This window comes from Tepidisphaeraceae bacterium (assembly GCA_035998445.1).
In the GTDB taxonomy this organism is placed as follows: Bacteria; Planctomycetota; Phycisphaerae; order Tepidisphaerales; family Tepidisphaeraceae; genus DASYHQ01.
This window is the reverse complement of record DASYHQ010000061.1, coordinates 73,973-89,910: the sequence shown is the minus strand read 5'-3', so window position 1 is coordinate 89,910 and position 15,938 is coordinate 73,973. Positions and strand designations below refer to the sequence as shown.

The 15,938-nt window shown below is 64.4% G+C and carries 16 protein-coding genes; 3 read left to right on the top strand and 13 right to left on the bottom strand.

Annotated features, from left to right (window positions below; translation table 11 throughout):
* Positions 1–70 precede the first annotated feature (70 nt).
* From nuoK to VGN72_22810, 7 genes are all read right to left on the bottom strand, one after another.
* Complete coding sequence (gene nuoK, locus VGN72_22840) at positions 71–379, bottom strand: NADH-quinone oxidoreductase subunit NuoK (protein HEV7302193.1); 309 nt, start codon at positions 377–379, stop codon at positions 71–73.
* A 97-nt stretch (positions 380–476) separates the two neighbouring features.
* Positions 477–1,415, bottom strand: a complete 939-nt coding sequence (locus tag VGN72_22835; GenBank protein ID HEV7302192.1) for an NADH-quinone oxidoreductase subunit J — start codon at positions 1,413–1,415, stop codon at positions 477–479.
* A 916-nt stretch (positions 1,416–2,331) separates the two neighbouring features.
* The gene (locus tag VGN72_22830; protein ID HEV7302191.1) at positions 2,332–3,369 is read right to left on the bottom strand and encodes a hypothetical protein; all 1,038 of its coding nucleotides are present in this window, start codon (positions 3,367–3,369) and stop codon (positions 2,332–2,334) included.
* 123 nt (positions 3,370–3,492) lie between these two features.
* A complete protein-coding gene (locus VGN72_22825) occupies positions 3,493–3,915 on the bottom strand; it encodes a hypothetical protein (GenBank protein ID HEV7302190.1) in 423 nt (140 codons plus the stop codon).
* A 195-nt stretch (positions 3,916–4,110) separates the two neighbouring features.
* Positions 4,111–5,253 (bottom strand): hypothetical protein, encoded by a 1,143-nt coding sequence (locus VGN72_22820; GenBank protein HEV7302189.1) that lies wholly within the window; start codon positions 5,251–5,253, stop codon positions 4,111–4,113.
* A 444-nt stretch (positions 5,254–5,697) separates the two neighbouring features.
* Positions 5,698–6,087, bottom strand: coding sequence for a hypothetical protein (locus VGN72_22815; GenBank protein ID HEV7302188.1), 390 nt, complete (start codon positions 6,085–6,087; stop codon positions 5,698–5,700).
* 131 nt (positions 6,088–6,218) lie between these two features.
* The gene (locus tag VGN72_22810; GenBank protein ID HEV7302187.1) at positions 6,219–6,776 is read right to left on the bottom strand and encodes a hypothetical protein; all 558 of its coding nucleotides are present in this window, start codon (positions 6,774–6,776) and stop codon (positions 6,219–6,221) included.
* A 543-nt stretch (positions 6,777–7,319) separates the two neighbouring features.
* On the opposite strand from VGN72_22810, the gene VGN72_22805 reads away from it, so the two are divergent.
* The gene (locus tag VGN72_22805) at positions 7,320–7,967 is read left to right on the top strand and encodes a response regulator transcription factor (GenBank protein HEV7302186.1); all 648 of its coding nucleotides are present in this window, start codon (positions 7,320–7,322) and stop codon (positions 7,965–7,967) included.
* A gap of 227 nt (positions 7,968–8,194) precedes the next feature.
* On the opposite strand, the gene VGN72_22800 is transcribed toward VGN72_22805, so the two are convergent.
* A complete protein-coding gene (locus VGN72_22800; protein ID HEV7302185.1) occupies positions 8,195–8,515 on the bottom strand; it encodes a hypothetical protein in 321 nt (106 codons plus the stop codon).
* A 306-nt stretch (positions 8,516–8,821) separates the two neighbouring features.
* Positions 8,822–9,667 (bottom strand): acetyl-CoA carboxylase, carboxyltransferase subunit beta, encoded by an 846-nt coding sequence (gene accD, locus VGN72_22795; protein HEV7302184.1) that lies wholly within the window; start codon positions 9,665–9,667, stop codon positions 8,822–8,824.
* A 660-nt stretch (positions 9,668–10,327) separates the two neighbouring features.
* Between accD and plsY the strand changes: the two genes are divergently transcribed.
* A complete protein-coding gene (plsY, locus tag VGN72_22790; protein HEV7302183.1) occupies positions 10,328–10,990 on the top strand; it encodes a glycerol-3-phosphate 1-O-acyltransferase PlsY in 663 nt (220 codons plus the stop codon).
* A gap of 377 nt (positions 10,991–11,367) precedes the next feature.
* Here the strand turns inward: plsY and VGN72_22785 are convergent, their stop codons facing one another.
* The 4 genes from VGN72_22785 to VGN72_22770 form a co-directional block, all read right to left on the bottom strand.
* Complete coding sequence (locus VGN72_22785) at positions 11,368–12,579, bottom strand: YsnF/AvaK domain-containing protein (protein HEV7302182.1); 1,212 nt, start codon at positions 12,577–12,579, stop codon at positions 11,368–11,370.
* A 105-nt stretch (positions 12,580–12,684) separates the two neighbouring features.
* Positions 12,685–13,311 (bottom strand): YsnF/AvaK domain-containing protein, encoded by a 627-nt coding sequence (locus tag VGN72_22780; GenBank protein HEV7302181.1) that lies wholly within the window; start codon positions 13,309–13,311, stop codon positions 12,685–12,687.
* A gap of 15 nt (positions 13,312–13,326) precedes the next feature.
* Positions 13,327–13,503 carry a hypothetical protein gene (locus VGN72_22775; GenBank protein ID HEV7302180.1) on the bottom strand — a complete coding sequence of 59 codons (177 nt, stop codon included), beginning with the start codon at positions 13,501–13,503 and terminating at the stop codon, positions 13,327–13,329.
* A 203-nt stretch (positions 13,504–13,706) separates the two neighbouring features.
* Positions 13,707–14,729 carry a Gfo/Idh/MocA family oxidoreductase gene (locus VGN72_22770; protein ID HEV7302179.1) on the bottom strand — a complete coding sequence of 341 codons (1,023 nt, stop codon included), beginning with the start codon at positions 14,727–14,729 and terminating at the stop codon, positions 13,707–13,709.
* A 118-nt stretch (positions 14,730–14,847) separates the two neighbouring features.
* On the opposite strand from VGN72_22770, the gene VGN72_22765 reads away from it, so the two are divergent.
* Entirely contained in the window at positions 14,848–15,393 is a 546-nt protein-coding gene (locus tag VGN72_22765; GenBank protein HEV7302178.1) for a hypothetical protein, read from the top strand.
* Positions 15,394–15,938 lie beyond the last annotated feature (545 nt).

The following is a 15,938-nucleotide window of genomic DNA, read 5'->3' as shown; positions in this document are numbered from 1 at the left end:
CGACACTTGTGTCGCCCGTTTTCGTTCGGTCCCGCTGAGCACACCAGGCGACACAAGTGCCGCCCCTACATCAACCTTTAAGTTCCCGCCACGCGTTCGCGTCGAGCGTGTTGCGCTGGCGGAACAGCAGCACGACCAGGCCCAGCGCCAGGCTGGCCTCGGCGGCCGCGATGACCAGGACGAAGATCACGAACGCCTGCCCGCTCAGGTTCCCGTGAAAGTGGCCGAACGCGATCAGGTTGATCGCCACGCCCTGGAACATCAGTTCCGTACACAGGAACATCACGATCAGGTTTCTGCGGGTCATGAACCCGATCATCCCGATCGCAAACAGGATCGCCCCGACCGCGAGGTAATGTTGTAGGGCCAGTTGGGACATCTTGTTATTGCCGAATGCCGATTGCAGATTGCCGAATGAAAGGCATCAAACCCTTCGTCTTCGTTCGGCATTTGGCAACCGGCATCTGGCAATCCTATTACGTTTCCGGATACGCCTTTTGCCGCGGGTTGTCGGTCCCGTACACGGGGATCGAGTGCGGGTTGTCGTCGACGAAAATCTTCCGATCGTGGATGTTGGGCGCGGCCCCGGGCGCCTGACCGGCGTTGGCCGGCCCCGTCCAGACCTTTCGGCGGGCGATCACGATCGCGCCCACCATCGCCAGCGTCAGCAGCAGGCCGGCCATCTCGAGGTTAACCACTTGATCTTGATAGAGATATGCACCCAAACGCTGCGTGTTTCCCTGCACTCGATACGCCGCGGGCGTGCTCACGTCCCCACGCGGAGTAATCGGGACGCTCTTGTCGAAGATGACGAACAGCAGCACCGCCATCAACGCGAACCCGACGGCCGACGCGAAGATCGGTTCCCGGCTGACGTTGTCGTACTCCGACACCGCGGCGGCGGCACGGTCGCTGGTCGTGCTGGCGGCGAGCATGATCACGAAGACATACGTGATGAGGATCGCGCCGGCGTAAATCAAAATGAGCGCCGCGGCCATAAATTCAGCCCACAGCAGCACAAACAGCCCCGCCGACGCCAGCACGGTCATCACGAAGTACAACGCCGAGTAGACCGGCCGCGGGTGCGTGACCACGCGAACGGCCCCCACGATCGCGATCGCGCTGAAGATCCAGAAGTAGGCCCCCATGCCCCCCGCGGCCCGTGCCAGCAGGCCCGCGAACACCAGCGCCGCCAGCGCCAGCACGACGCCACCGATCTTGCGGATTGAGGCCTCGCGCTTGCCGGGCAACAGCAGCACGGTGCCGATGCCCGCGACGGCGCACAGCACCAGCACGATGATCGGCGCGATGGGGCTGGGAGTCTCGGCGACGGGCCCGACGACGTTGGCCGCCGGGGCGACGGCCTGGGCAAGGAAGGCGAACGGGTCGGCAGCGTTGAAAAGACGGGCGATCATGTTATTTCCGCTTCGGTCCGACCCGCGCAGAATCGCTCCCAAGAGCGACCCCACCGGCCGGTGCTCCGACGCTAAGGTCGGAAGTCTAAGAGTGGCCCCCAGCCTTTGCAAGATAGGTTGTGAGACTTTTCACGAACGTGACGCCTCCGTATTACCGCAACTGGTCCGGTAATCACCGTGCCGTCACCCCAGCCCATCAGAGGCACCCTCGCGGTCTTCTGTAGGACAGGCATTCCTGCCTGTCTCTTCCCCCGTATTCCTTCTTCTGTGGCACAGGCGTTCTTGCCTGTGTCTTTTTTGTCTTTTGTCTTCTGCCTAAAAAGCTGGCGGACAAAACCGGATGTCATCCCGAAGGGAGGGTAGCGACCTGAGGGAACTCGACTGACTGACGGTGCCGGCCATGGGAGATCGCTCGGGTCGCTACCGCTCTCCTCGGTCTCACAGGTTAGGCATTGCGCGGGGCATTTGTCCGCCCGCCTTTAAGCTGCCTTCGGGATGACAAGTGCGCGCGATGCGACAAAGTTTTCTCCGCGAGCCTTTCGGCAGGACGGACATTCTTTCTTGTCTGCCACGCGGCGGAGCCGCGATCTAACGATCAAACGCGCAGAGCCACGAAGGCGCGAAGACGCGAAGGAGGACACGAAGAAATCCGAAGGTTGTTGCGCGCATTCGTGCTCGATAGCGCAGCGCGTCCGTAGAGATGGACAGTGCGCTCTTTGACAACCGAATAGCCAACCCGCGGAACCTCCTCCGTCCGTTCACCAACATCGGATGGTGCACAATGGTGCAAAATGGTGCACGAAATCGCGTTTTGCCTTACCCAGACCGCCGCCCGCTGGTTCACCCTCTTCTTCGCGGTCCTTCGCGTCCGCCCTTCGCGCCCTTCGTGTTCGCTTCTCTGCAAACCCAACCGCACCTACCGCGTCGCAAATACTTCCGCCGATTTGGCAAGATCATCCGCCCAAGTCCCCACCGCGTCGGCCTTCACCTCGACCGACGAGCTCGTGACGCTCAACAGCACGTTCCCCACCGACCGCACGCGGTTCTCCACCCGCACCGCGGGCCGGACGCCGGTGTGGGTTTGCCGGGACTTACTCATGAATGCGTCGTCGGTCACCGCCTCCACCGGCCCCGCCTGAGTGTCAGTGACGATCATCGCGGCCAAGTCTTCCCGAGCGATGCGGGCCGCGACGACGTCGCGGGCGTCCGTCTGGTCGGCCATCGGGACCACCCGCACGGTGACGACCGCGCCTCCGATCGGTTGCCGATAGGTCGCGATCGTCCCGACGGCCGTGTCGCTCTTGTCCTCCAGCCATCCCTTGGCCGGCGACAGTTTCACCTTTGCCTGACGAAACAGGGCCGGCTTGTTGCCGGTCGGCACGCCGCGGTTGCGGGTGACCTTGTTGGGCTTGACGCTGTACAGCAGTTGCTCGCCCGCCTTGTGGATGGCCGCGATTGTGTTGGGGGATTCGTCGAAGCTGGTGGCGACCACCATCAGGAAGTGGATGCCCATCGCGCGGTAAACGTGCAGCCGACTGACGACCTTGCCGCCGTCGGTGGCGGTGGCGCGGTAGCGGTCCTCGACGCGCAGGAAGAACGCGTCGTCCCGTTTCATGCGCGGCCGATCGACGATCTCCAGCCCTTGCGCGACCAGTTGGTCGTGCATCTGCTTGACGATCTGCTCGCCGATCTTGATGCGCGTGTCGGGGTTCTGCGTGAGGCTGGCGGTCTGCAGCGTCGTGTTGAGCACGAGCGTCCCGCCCCCGTCGTCACGCTTCATCTCCGCCCAGAGGGAGTCGTTGCTGATCTTCGATAGCCGCCAACCCTCGGGCACCGTGAACTGCAGCGTGTCGTCGGCAAACAGATGCTCGTCGCTTGCGGGCGCGGTGCTCGGTTGAGCCGTGACCACTGGTGAACAGAACAACAGTACGAGGATCAGGCCAATCAGCTTCACGCGCGCCTCCGGATAGACCATAGTCTAGCCCATCGACGCAGGACGCGCATGAACGAAAACCGGCCTGGTCGCTTAAGCGACCAGGCCAGTGTTTGTTGTTCAGTGCAATAGGAAGACCGACGACTACGCGACCTTGCGCAGCGCCTCGGGCGCAAACGCGTGCTGCACGACGTTGAACTCCAGCACGGCGTCGAACCAGCCCGGCGCTACTTCACGCGCACGCCGGATCAGGCACTTGGCCTTCATGATCGACCCGTCGGGCGTCTCGATCGTCAGCGTGGCCTTGGCGTGGCTCGCGACCTGGCTGGGGACGAGGAACCCGACCGCCCAGGCGTTCACGTCGCGAACGTAGATCGACATCTCGCTGCCTTCGGCGCCGCCGAACTGCAGCTTGGCGGAGACGTTGTAACGATGCCGCGCGATCTTGCGGCGTTCCTGCAGCGGGGGAAACTGGTTATCCAGCGCCGCCAGCACGTTCCGGGCCGCTTCCGGCCAGGTGATCAGGGGGTTCGCTAGCGTGGACGGCGGCATGTCGGTCGATGGCATAATGCTCCTTAACTCTCCCTACTTCGACTAACGGAGAGGGGTACTTTTGGAGCGGCCGGATATTTCTCGCCGTACCACGGGCGGTGCCAGAGGCGCGGTATCCGCTTCGTTGCTTGGCAAGCCAAAAGAAAAGGGCAGGCCCGGCGGCCTGCCCCTACGCAAGAACGTATAGATCGAGTTCGTCCGTCTTCCAACCTAGTACCGATAAATCGCCGCGACGCCGGTGTCGCTGGGCATCAGATCGGGTGGCAGGATCATGACGGCACCGTCGGTCTTCAGGACCATTTCCGCCAGGTCATCCAGCACGTCATCGGCGCGCGGGTCGCCGGCGGGCGCGGGCTTGAACTGGAACGTGGCGCCGTCGCCGCTGTCCTCAATGCGGCCGGGGATCTGGCGGTTGGCGTCGATCAGCAGCGTGTCGACGCGCCCCACCGCCGCCGCCTCGACGACGGGCGCCAGCTCATCCGATCCCAGCTTTCGGGCGCGGGCGGCCTGGAACTGGTCAACGAGGTCCTGCGCTTCGGCGCCGAAGCGCGGCTCGATCAGCTTCCACGTTTCCTGATGGATGCGCTCGGGCGCGAGGTGGTGCGGGTCGACCATCGAGCCCTGCTCGAGCAGATAGGTGTTCTTGCTGATGGCGCGGAACGCTGAACTGCGATTTTCGTCGGCCATCAGGACCAGCGGCAGCTTCGCGTCGCGCGAGAACTGCTCCCACACCGCCTTGTCGATCGCGCGCAGGAACAGATCCTCGCTAACGGCCGCGGGAATCGTGCCCTCCTGCGGATACTGGGTCGTGGCAGTCTTGATGTCCGAGGCGGCGTCGATCTCCTGGCTCATGCGCATCTTCGAGACCGTGTGCGGGTCCTGCGGCACACCGGGCGTCGCCAGGCGGCGCACGCCGTACTGGTTGCCCTCGTACAGAACTGCCTGCCGCAGCGTTAGCGCCAGCACGTGATAGCGTCGGTCGGCCTGCATGCTGGTGATCAGCGGGCGCACGTGGAACGTGTCGGCCACGTCCACTCGCGCGTCCGGCCGGCTCGGCAAGTCGACGATGCGCAGGTAGTCCGACGACGCGAAGACCGCGATGCCGTCGCGCGGGCCAATCCAGAAGTCCGTGCCGCTCGCTTCAGCCGTGATTCGATTGACCAGCGGCTCCACGACCTCTTTCGGGTACCCACTGGCCAGTTCAGCCGCCACTTTGTCGATCAGCTCGTTAAAGAGCCGCTGATTCTCGTTGGCCGGTGGCGCGGCTCGCAGCATCGGCATGTAGATCGAGACGCACGGGGCTTGGTGAACGTCAATGACTTCCTTGAACCACGGTAGGTTGGGCTGGCGCATCGGTTCTCTCCAGTTTGTCGTAGTGCGGCCACGATCTTTTAGGCCTCATGCCCAGAATCGCGTGCCGTCCGAATCGCCGTACCGTTTCAATTGCTGTGCCAGCGACGGCCATATTGGGAAGTAGGAAGGTGAATATCCGCCAAGCGAGAATCCCTCTTCGAGTTCGTCATCCTGAGACGGTGTCAAAGAACGATGCCGCGTCCGCTCCGACCGTGGCATGGGCGCCAGAGCCCATGCGTGTGTTGGGGCAGGAAGACAGCATTCGTTGCAGCGGCTCGGTCAGCGCAGCAGCCAACAAATAAAGCATCTTATTCCAGTCCCAATGCATGGGCTCTGGCGTCCATGCCACGGCCAAGGCAGCCACGCTGCTGTGTTCTTTAGCGCCTTCTCAAGATGACGATGTGTGACGAAGAGCAGACGCCCGGTCAGTCCAGGTGTTCCATGTCACGCCACGAGCGCCACGGCCGCGCTGATCTTGATCGCGCCTTCCCACTGGCCGCTGTCGCCCATGTGCAGGTGGCTGAACATCGTGCAGCGCAGCGGGGGCAGGCCGGCGCGGCTGCGCAGTTCGTTCATCGCGGCCGTCACCTCGCCACTGCTGGCATCCCCTTCCAACGGGAAGCGACCCACGAGGAACATCGCCTTGCGATCGGTCTGCGGGTCGAATGCCTCGGCCCGATCGCCGGGGCGCAGTTCGCTGACGCACAGCCGTTCGGTGATGGCGTCGACCCAGGCAAAGGTCACGCGCTGGGCGCCCGGCGTCTCCAGCAAATCGTGGGTCACGCGGGCCAGTTCGTTCTCCAACGCGGCGGGTTCCTCATGCAGTGCGATCATGGAGTACAGTCCTTTGTTTTGCTCGACCGACGTCGAGCGGTGTCCTATGGCAAGCGGGGCAAATCGCACGTGGCGGTTGCCCCGCCTGCAGAATGTCGTTGCAGGTGATTCGTTGGTGATCGGGAACGGACCTAGTCGGTGTCCCCGTTCTGTGGGATGGGATCGGACGAGCCGTCCTCGGCCAGCAGGTCCTCTTCGTCGAGCGCGCCGGTCGCCTGTCGCTCGCCCCCGGCGCGTTCGATGCGCCCGGACGACGTGCCACCCGCGGACGCGCCCATAACCGCCGGGTCACGGTCGCCGTCGGTGTCGAGCGAAACGGTGGCGGTGTCCAGCGCGTCGGTGGCGTCAATCGCGCCCTCGCCCGGCTGGTTGGCCGAGTCGCCCGGCTGGGTGCGGGTTGCGTCATCGGTGGCATCAGGGGCATCGACAACGTCACCGGGTCGCCTGCCGAAGCGCCCGTGACCAGCGGTGTCGATCGAGGCGTCGGGGTTGTTGTCGTGGTCGTCGGCAACGCCGCGGGCGCGATCGCGCGAATCGGCGCTCCGGTTGGTCGTCGGGCGCGGGTTGAGCGTGTCAGCCTGCACGGGCATGCGCTCGGCGGCGGCCGGTGACGTGTTGGGCGACTGTGCCGCGGCGTCGGGCAGGTTAACCGCATCGGGGTCGGCGTGAATCTCGTCAGGGCTCGGCATCTCGCTACTCCGTTCGTTCCCACGATGCATGGCGTTCTTCCACGCGGCGGATCGTGTCATTTACACAGGGCAATCAACGCAATTGGGGTGCCCCATTGCTGCCCGGCCACCCGCGCCGCCAAATGGATGAACGGCGTCGCGCTGATGGGCGAAGCACGTCATCCAAAATCCTGAGCGCCGCCTTCAGCACCGCGTGACGACGGGTGGCCGATCGTCAAAGATCAACTGCTTGCGACCGAGCACGATCGGCCGCAAGTTCGTGCCGCGACAGCCGTGTCCTTCGCGACTGACATCTCGACACGCCCGCCATCCCACCGCGTCACCAGCGCCTTCGCGGATGACGGACACATCAGCGGTCTGTCACGTCAAACAATGGCGGAGACCGCTGCGCTACCCGCTCGTTCAGCATCGCTTTCGCAGCCCTTTCGGAATATCGGGCATAGCGGAAAATGTGCCTTCGAATAGGATTAGCTTTGCGGTAAAGTCGTTTGGTTAGCGTCCGTTCTTATTTTGATGCTCCGAGCGGACGGGAAGGACATAATCATGGAAATCCGACTAGTACTCGTTGATGACCACCGCATGATCCGGCAGGGGCTGAACTCGCTGTTGAGCGCTCAGAGCGACATGAAGGTCGTGGGCGAGGCCGGCGACGGCCGGGAGGCCGTATCGTTCGTGCGCGAGCTGCGGCCGGACGTGGTGGTGATGGACCTGCGCATGCCCGAGCTCAACGGCATCGAGGCGACCCGCCAGATCCTCAACGTCCACCCGAACGTGAAGGTCGTCTGCCTGTCGTCGCACACCGATCAGCGGATGACCACCGAGATGCTGCGGGCCGGTGCCGTCGGTTACGTGCTGAAGGACGCGGCGTTCGAGGAGCTGTCCGACGCGATCCGCGTGGTGATGAAGGGGAAGGTCTACCTCAGCCCCGCCGTCGCCGGTCTGGTGGTGGGCGACCTCGTGCGCAACCACGATGCCGAGCCCGCCTCGCCGTACAGCATCCTGTCCGGCCGCGAGCGCGAGGTGCTGCAGCTGATCGCCGAGGGCAAGAGCACCAAGGAGGTCGCGATGCACCTGAGCGTCAGCGTGAAGACCGCCGAGACGCACCGCCGCAACGTGATGGAAAAGCTGAAGATCGACAGCGTCGCGGATTTAACGAAGTTCGCCGTGCGCGAGGGGATCACGTCGCTGTGATGTCCGTGGCCAGGGGCGCCCATCGGCGTCGCGCGCTGCGCTTCACGTAGCATGGGCGTCCCGCCCATGTCTGTGGATTGAAATAGAAATCTCGGCAGTAATCAGACCGCTTCGACCAAACAGCAGCCACAAAGAGAATCTCCGGCCCTAACCGAAGTCATGGGCGGGACGCCCATGCTACGTGAAGAGGCCGCCGCCCGTCACGTCGTCTATCCCGGAAAGACGTTTCACTGCCCGATCGGAATGCCCGCGCCAACGCCCACGCCTACACCAGTCCCCGTGCTGCCACCGAAACCCAAGCCCACTTCAGGCCCGGAGCGGTTCGTCGTGCTGCTGGGGACCATTTGCGCGCCGTTGGGGCCGACGACGTAGTACCGGAAGTCGCCGCGGTCGTAGAAGCGGTAGACGCTGTAGCCGTTGGGGTCGGTGAAGAGCTTATCGAGCGCGTAGCCGGCGTTGCTCACCGACAGCGTCTGGTCGGGCTTGGTTCCGCCGCAACCGGTAGATAACAGGCACAACATCAAGACGGCACAGGTGCTGCGGATCATACGGCCTCCTAAGACAACTCATCACACATGCTTGAGCCTATGTGCTGTCGCAGTGAGGGGACAACGGGAAAAGTGGGCGGGCGCGCGGTGAACAATCTGGTCCCCTCTCCCGCGTACTCGCGGGGGAGGGTTAGGGAGGGGGTCTTGTGATGTACCGTTGGGCGTAATCGTGCGCTCGGCAGAGCCCCCACCCTAGCCCTCCCCCGGCGTACCGAGAGAGGGGACCGGAGGGGCGTGCTTGCGGGCGCAGGCGTTGATGACGTTAATGTCCACGAACGTCCGTCCCACCGCCGCTCCGCGGCGCCGTTACTTGCCGCAGTAGTCAACCAGCCGCGCGATCTCGCTGCGCAGGTCTTTGCGGTGGACGACGAAGTCGACGAAGCCGTGCTCTTCCAGGAACTCCGACCGCTGGAAGCCCTCGGGCAGTTCGACCTTAATCGTGTTCCAGATCGTGCGCGGGCCGGCGAAGCCGATCAGGGCCTTGGGCTCGGCGATGATGAAGTCGCCGAGCATCGCGAAGCTCGCGGTCACGCCGCCGGTCGTGGGGTCGGCCAGCAGGCTGATGAACAGGCCGCCGGCATCGTCCAGCTTGGCGAGCGCGGCGCTGGTCTTGGCCATCTGCATAAGCGACAGCGTCGACTCCTGCATGCGCGCCCCACCGCTGCACGAGACGATGATCAGCGGCAAACCTTCCTCGGCGGCGGCCTCGATCGTCAGCGTCAGCTTCTCGCCGACCACGCTCCCCATGCTGCCCATCATGAACGTCGGGTCCATCACGCCCAGCATGATCGGCCGGCCTTTGATGAACCCCTTACCGCACACCACGGCGTCCTTGTTGCCGGTCTTGTCCTGCTCGGCCTTGATGCGGTCCTTGTAGCTCTTTTTGTCGACGAACTTCAGCGTGTCCACCGGGGCCAGGTCGTCGAACATCTCCTCGAAGCTGCCGGGGTCGACCAGCTGCGCCACGCGCGTGCGGGCGCTCACGCGGAAGTGGTGTTGGCAGCTCGGGCAGACGTTGAAGTGCTCCTCGACCACCTTGCGGTACAGCATCTCCTCGCACTCGCTGCAGCGCATCCACAGCCCCTCGGGAATGCCCTCCTTCTGCATGCGAAGCGGCGGGACGGCGACGTCGTTGGAGGGCACTTGCGACATAAGGGGACCCATTATCGCAAGAGACGCCGTGGAAGGGAAGCAGGAGACAAAGCCCACGGCTGGGCTCGTTCCGATAAAAGCTGTTCTGATGATCCGCTCCGGTCCCTCTCCCAGTACGCCGGGGGAGGTTAGGTGGGTGTGATTCGAACGGCATACCGCTCGCGGTTGGGCACGAATCAGGCAAGCCCGTTCGCCGGTTCCCATTCGTGATCCTTCGTGCCCATTCGTGGGTCGTTCGCCGTTCTGCAACGCCCCCAGCCAGCCTTCCTTATGGGTCCATGGGAGAGGGGTCAGACGGCCCGCGGCCCGCATCTGGTCGTCTGCAGCCCGCGAACCACGGCTTTTTATTGGCCGGTCGCGTCCGTAACCCCAGATGTCGCAACGTGCGGCGCGCAGGAAGCAACTTTCACCGCGGCGGCAGATGTTTTCACCTCGGCGGCAGCTGTTTTTGCCTTGGCGGCAGATGTTTTTGCCCCGGCGGCAGATGTTTTCGTCACGACGGCAGATGTTTTCGTCACGACGGCAGATGTTTTTGCCTCGGCGGCAGATGCTTCCGGCGCGCCGGCAGCTACTTCCGTGCGGCCCGCTGCTTTCGCCCCTGCCGCGGCGCGATCGGGCGTGATGGATTATCGGGCCGCTGGGGGTAACATGCCGCCCCATATGTCGCCCCTGACGCAACTTGCGACCCTGCTGCCGCTGGCCTACGTGTTCGGCTCCATCCCGTTCGGCCTGCTGGTCGGCCTGGCCAAGGGTAAGGATGCCCGCAAGTTCGGCAGCGGGAACATCGGCGCGACGAACGTCGCCCGCATGCTCGGCAGCAAGCGGTGGTTCTTTCTGATCTTCGTGCTGGACGCCCTGAAGGGGGCCGTGCCGATGCTGATCGCGGCGGTGCTGCTGCACGATGAGGTGAAGACGCCGGCGGTCTACTGGCTGTGGCTGGGGGCCGGGCTGATGGCCATCCTCGGGCACATGTTTAGTCTGTTCCTGAAGTTCAAAGGCGGCAAAGGCGTGGCGACGAGCTGTGGCGTGATGCTGGGGCTGTGGCCCTACTACACGGTGCCGGGGATTCTGGCGCTAACGACGTTCGCGATCGTGTTTAAGCTGTCCCGCTACGTCAGCCTGGCCTCGATCTGCGCCGCCGCGTCTGCCCCGCTGCTGTACATGGGCATTGGCCTGTGGCTGGGCTGGCCGGTGTTCGGCGCGCAGTGGCCGCTGCTGGCGTTCATCACGACGATCGCGGGGCTGGTGATCTACAAACACCGCACGAACATCGCGCGGCTACGCGATGGCACCGAGCATCGCTTCGGGCGGAAGAAGGCGTAGGGACGCGGGAAGACAGTGCATCGAGATGGCGACCCACGGCTTGCGGGCGATCGCTCCTGCCGTGGCATGGGCGTCTCGCCCATGCGTGTGATGAGGCCGACAGCTTTTATTAGCTAGCCACCGCGCGGCCGGAGCGGTTTGCCACCAATCAGATCGCCTGTGCTACCTACACGCATGGGCGAGACGCCCATGCCACGGTGAAGACGCGACCACGCCTGAGGCCTGCCGTTCAACAACAAACATTGCCCGCACTGCGCATAAGAAACCGCTTGCGGTTTAGCGATCTTGGAAAGCTAAACCGCAAGCGGTTGGTGCTGCGTGCGGAGCGTGCTGGCCGACATCATCGTCGGGCCGCCCGCACCGCGGGTGTCACTTGACTACCGAACGCTGTTCTTCGTGCGTTCCCACGCCTGGCGGGCGTTGTTTTTCACGCCTTCCCAAGTGCCGCCTGGGTTGCGGGTCTCCCAACGACGACGGTACTCAGGTTCCACCTTGTCCCAGCCCGCTTCAGCGTATCGGCGGTCGCTGCGGAACTCGGCGAAGTCGGTGTCGAAGTCGGCGGAACCGGTCGTCTGCTGGCCCTCGATCCGCTGCACGTCGACGTCGGTCGAGCGGACCGTGTCGCGGACCGTTTCGGTGTGCTGGTCGACCGTCTTGTCGACCACGATCTCTTCCTTCACGACCGCGCGCTTGGCGACGACGGCTTCCTCGTCCGTCTCGGTGACCTCGATCGAGCCTTCCTTGAACGCGGCCAGATCGGCCTCGCTGGCGGCGCGGTTGACCGGGCGGCGCTCGACGTTGATGTGCTCGTCGCGCAGCGTGACCTGTTCCTCGACCGGGCGTTCGGTGACGTGCGAGTAGACGCGCACGCCGCCCTTGTTCACCTGGCGCTTGCCGACGGCGATCTGCTCTTCGACCACGGGGATGGCCTCGCCCTGGCGCAGTTCCTGCGAGCCAGAGCGCATCGCGGCGGCGTTGTCCTGCCGGCCACTGCCCAGCGCGGCCGGGGCGGCGCCGGTGGCGGTGGTGCGGGTGGCGGCGGTGTCCTGCACGGGCTGGTTGCGGTAGCTGGCGGCGCGCTCGTCGATGTCGACGGCGCCGTAGCTGCCGAGCAGGTCGGCGGCCTCATCGGCGCGGTCGTCGGCGGCGCGGATGCTGACCAGCGTGCTGCCTCGCTTGACGCTCTCGGTGTACATCGCCGCGTCTTCCTCGCTGACGCCCGACGCCATCAACGCGCCACTGAGCCCACCGGCCGCGGCGCCGATGCCCGCGCCACCGATGATCGTCGCCGCCAACGGCCCGACGCCCAACACCGTGCCGATGCCGGGGATGAACAGACCGGCCAACCCGGCCAGCAGGCCCGCGCCAGCGCCCAGCGCCGCGCCCGTGCCGGCGCCGACGGCGGCGCCCTCGCCGGTCGTCATGCCTTCATCGTGTGTGCCGGTGGTGCCGGTGGTCCCGCTGCCAGTGGTGTTTTGATTGCGAATGACACTGATGTCATCGCGGTTGAACCCGGCCTGCTCCAGCGCGGTAACCGCGCGCTCGGCGGACGCCATCTCGTCGAAGATTCCAATGATTGTCTTAGCCATGACGCTACTCCTTTGTTCCCTAATGTTCATTCGTTCACGTACGCCGCCGTGCGACGCTTCGGTCCGGTACGTTGCAAGTGACGTGCCTTGCCGTGCCGAATCGAATTATTTGTTGTCCTCGCTAGACACCCGTTCGACGCGCGCCTCCTCGATGCGCACCGTGACGTCGCGCGGCTCGTGGACCTGCTGGGCGGTCTTCGTGATGCGCAGTTCCTCCTTCAGCATCAGCCGCGTCTCGATGACCAGCACTTCCTCCAGCACCGGCACGATCATCACGTCCCCCTCGTAGCGCACGGGCACCGGCCCGTCGACGAACTTGTTCACCTCGACGCGGTCGACGTTTACGCGTTCCTTCATTAGCGGGTGGTCGATCGTCTCGGTCTCCTCGCGCACGCTCTTGATGATGCGCACGCGGCCGCGCTCCACCGATCGCTTCGATACCTCAAGCTGCTCGCGCAGCAGCGGGATGACCAGCCGCTCGCCCAGGTTCGCTTGCATCGCGGCGGCGTCATCAGCGGACGATTGGCCGTGGGTGGTCGCCCGATTGCCTGCGCTCGGTTGCAGGGTCAGCGAGCCGTCGGCGGCGTTGCGAAAAAAAGTTCGCTCGGCGACCACTTCCGTGCCGTCGCGCAGTTGCACCACGACAGGCTGGTCGTCGTCGCGGTGCCAAGCCGTCGCGTCGACCGAGCCGACGGACTCATCCTGATAAGTGACTTTGATGGGATCGTTCATGGGGTTGCTCCGGGATCAAAAGACGCTCGTCCACAACCACCACGACAGCAGCAGCGAGACGATCATCAGCACGACGGTCAGCAGGATGCGCGGCCACAGCCGCTTGAACGCCGACGGGCGCTCGTACACCCGGGCGTGCTTCGTGGACGACGACGTTACGGCGGCGTTGCTGTCGGACGATGGGACGGTCATGCGGTTCCTTTTCCAGTTTGTGCATCCCTCTAGAGCAACGGGAGTGCCGGGTGTGTAAAGGCCAACCGGAAAGCCGCGAAACGACCCGGCAGACGGACGCGACCGCGCACGAAAAAGCCGCGGGGTTGCACCCACGGCTCGTGTCGTCGCTTCGGTTGTCCGTTCCTCTCTCCCGGTAGGCCGGGAGAGGGGCAGGAGGCGAACTACTTCGGCTTCACCCACGCGTTGGTGCGCGCCCCTTCGTACATCGCCTCCATCACCGCGCTGCGGTATGCGGCGTCGCGGGGCTTCACGAGCGGCAGATCCTTCTTGCCGGTGATGGCGTCGAGGAACAGCTCGAACGCGTGCGGCAGGCCCTTGGGCATGTCGGCGGGGTCGACCGGCTGCTTGCCGTCGTACTTGGCGTCGTGCTTCGTGCTGAAGAACAACTGCCCCTTGATGATGGCGGCGTGGCCTTCGGTGCCGGTGATCTGGTAGCTCAGCGGGTCGGTCGTGTCCACCCAGCTGGCGGCAAGCGTGCCGATGATGCCGCTCTTGAAGCGGATCAGCCCCTCGCCGGCCTCGTCGCAGCCGTAGCGATTGGTGCCGTTGTCGAGCTGGGCGGTGGCGGTGTCGATCTCGCCGAACAGCCAGATGAGGATGTCGAGCGAGTGGGTGCCCAGGTCGCCGAACGCGCCGACGCCGGACTGCTTGGTGTCGGTCATCCAGAGCCATTCGTGGGGGACGTCGTCCGGCTTGGCGTCGAACCACCCGCCGAGCGCGCCACTGTGGCAGTTGCTGCCGCGCACGCGGGTGATCTTGCCGAAGGCCCCCTTGTCGATCTGCTGTTTCAGGAACTGCACATTGGCGGCGCCGCGCTGGAAGTAGCCGGTCTGGAAGATAACGCCGGCCTTCTCGATCGCGTCGGCCATGCGGTACGCGTCGGCGGCGGCCATGCCGAGGGGCTTTTCGACGAACAAATGCTTCTTGGCCGCGGCGACGCCCTCCACCAGCTCGGCGTGGCGGTTCGTTTCCGAGCAGATCACGACGGCCTGCACCTCGGCGTCGCTGTAGACGGTCTTTTCGTCCGCCACGACCGTAGCGTTCAGCTGCTCGGCCCAGAACTTGGCGCGGACGGGGTTGGGGTCCCACACGCTCTTCACCTTGATGTCGCTGCGCGCCTGCAGCATCTTCGTAAAGCCGGTGATGTGGATGTGACTAACGCCGAGAACTGCGATCGTGGTCATAGGTTCCTTCCGTTTGCCCCTTAGTGAGGGGCCGGGATGATAACGCAGCAATGCGGGAAATCGAACCGACGATTTACTTGCATCGAACGCGGCCAATCGCGACATTCTGATTTAACGCGTGATGCACTTCACCCTGCTGCAAGCCTCGCCTCCGACCGACACCATGCAATGGCTGCCCCTGGCGGCGCTGGTGATCGGCGTGCTCTACATCTTCGTCCTGCGCCCCATGGGCCGCAAGAAGACCAAGGACCCGATGGAGGAGGAAAGCGCCTTAAAGACGCTGGCCCAGCAGCGGCACGTGGAACGGGAGATGCAGCATCTGCTGGTCGAACTGTCGGAGATGTCGCGCAAGATGACGGCCCAGATCGACACCCGGGCGACCAAGCTGGAGCTATTGATCGAAGAGGCCGACGCCAAGATCGAGCAGCTGCGCGCCCTCTCCGCCGCCGCCGGCCCGAGTGCCAGGGAGCGGTTCCGCATCGACCGCGATCCCGACGACGCCGCCCCCGTGCTGGTGCCCGCCGACCGCAATCGCTCGACCGACCCCCGCCACGAGGAGATCTACAGCCTGGCCGACCAAGGCCGCAGCCCCGCCGAGATCGCCGACGGCCTGCACCGGCCGCGCGGTGAGATCGAATTGATCCTGGCGCTGCGGGGAAAGTAGCTGGCTCGGTCGCCGAGACGAGCCGCCTCTTCTGTAGGACAGGCATTCCTGCCTGTCTCTCCCCCCGTCTTCATCTCCCCCCGTATTCTTTTCTCTTCTGTGGCATAGGCATTCTTGCCTGTGTCTCTCAGTCTTCTCTGCCAGCGGGACGGAAATTCTTGTCCGGACCTATGCACTTGACGAAAGGGCCTCGCAGTTCGTCATCCTGAGGTACTCCGAAGGATCTCCCCCCGTATTCACTTCGTGAAGGAAGAGATCCTTCGGAGTACCTCAGGATGACGAGGTCTCGTCAAGTGCATAGGTCCGTTCTTGTTTGTCTCTATTGCGCCTCTACCGTTCAGAATGCGAACGCGAAGCTCGCGACGGGCAGACGCGAAGAACCGCGAAGAAGACAACGCCCGTTCGCGGCGGCGGGTTGGGCAAGGCAAAACGTGAATCCGTGCACCATTGTGCACCATTTTGCACCATCGGGTGGTCGAGTTGGCGACTGTCGAGCTTCACCGCGTCGCGTATTCAGTTATCAAAGAGCACGCTATCCATCTCTA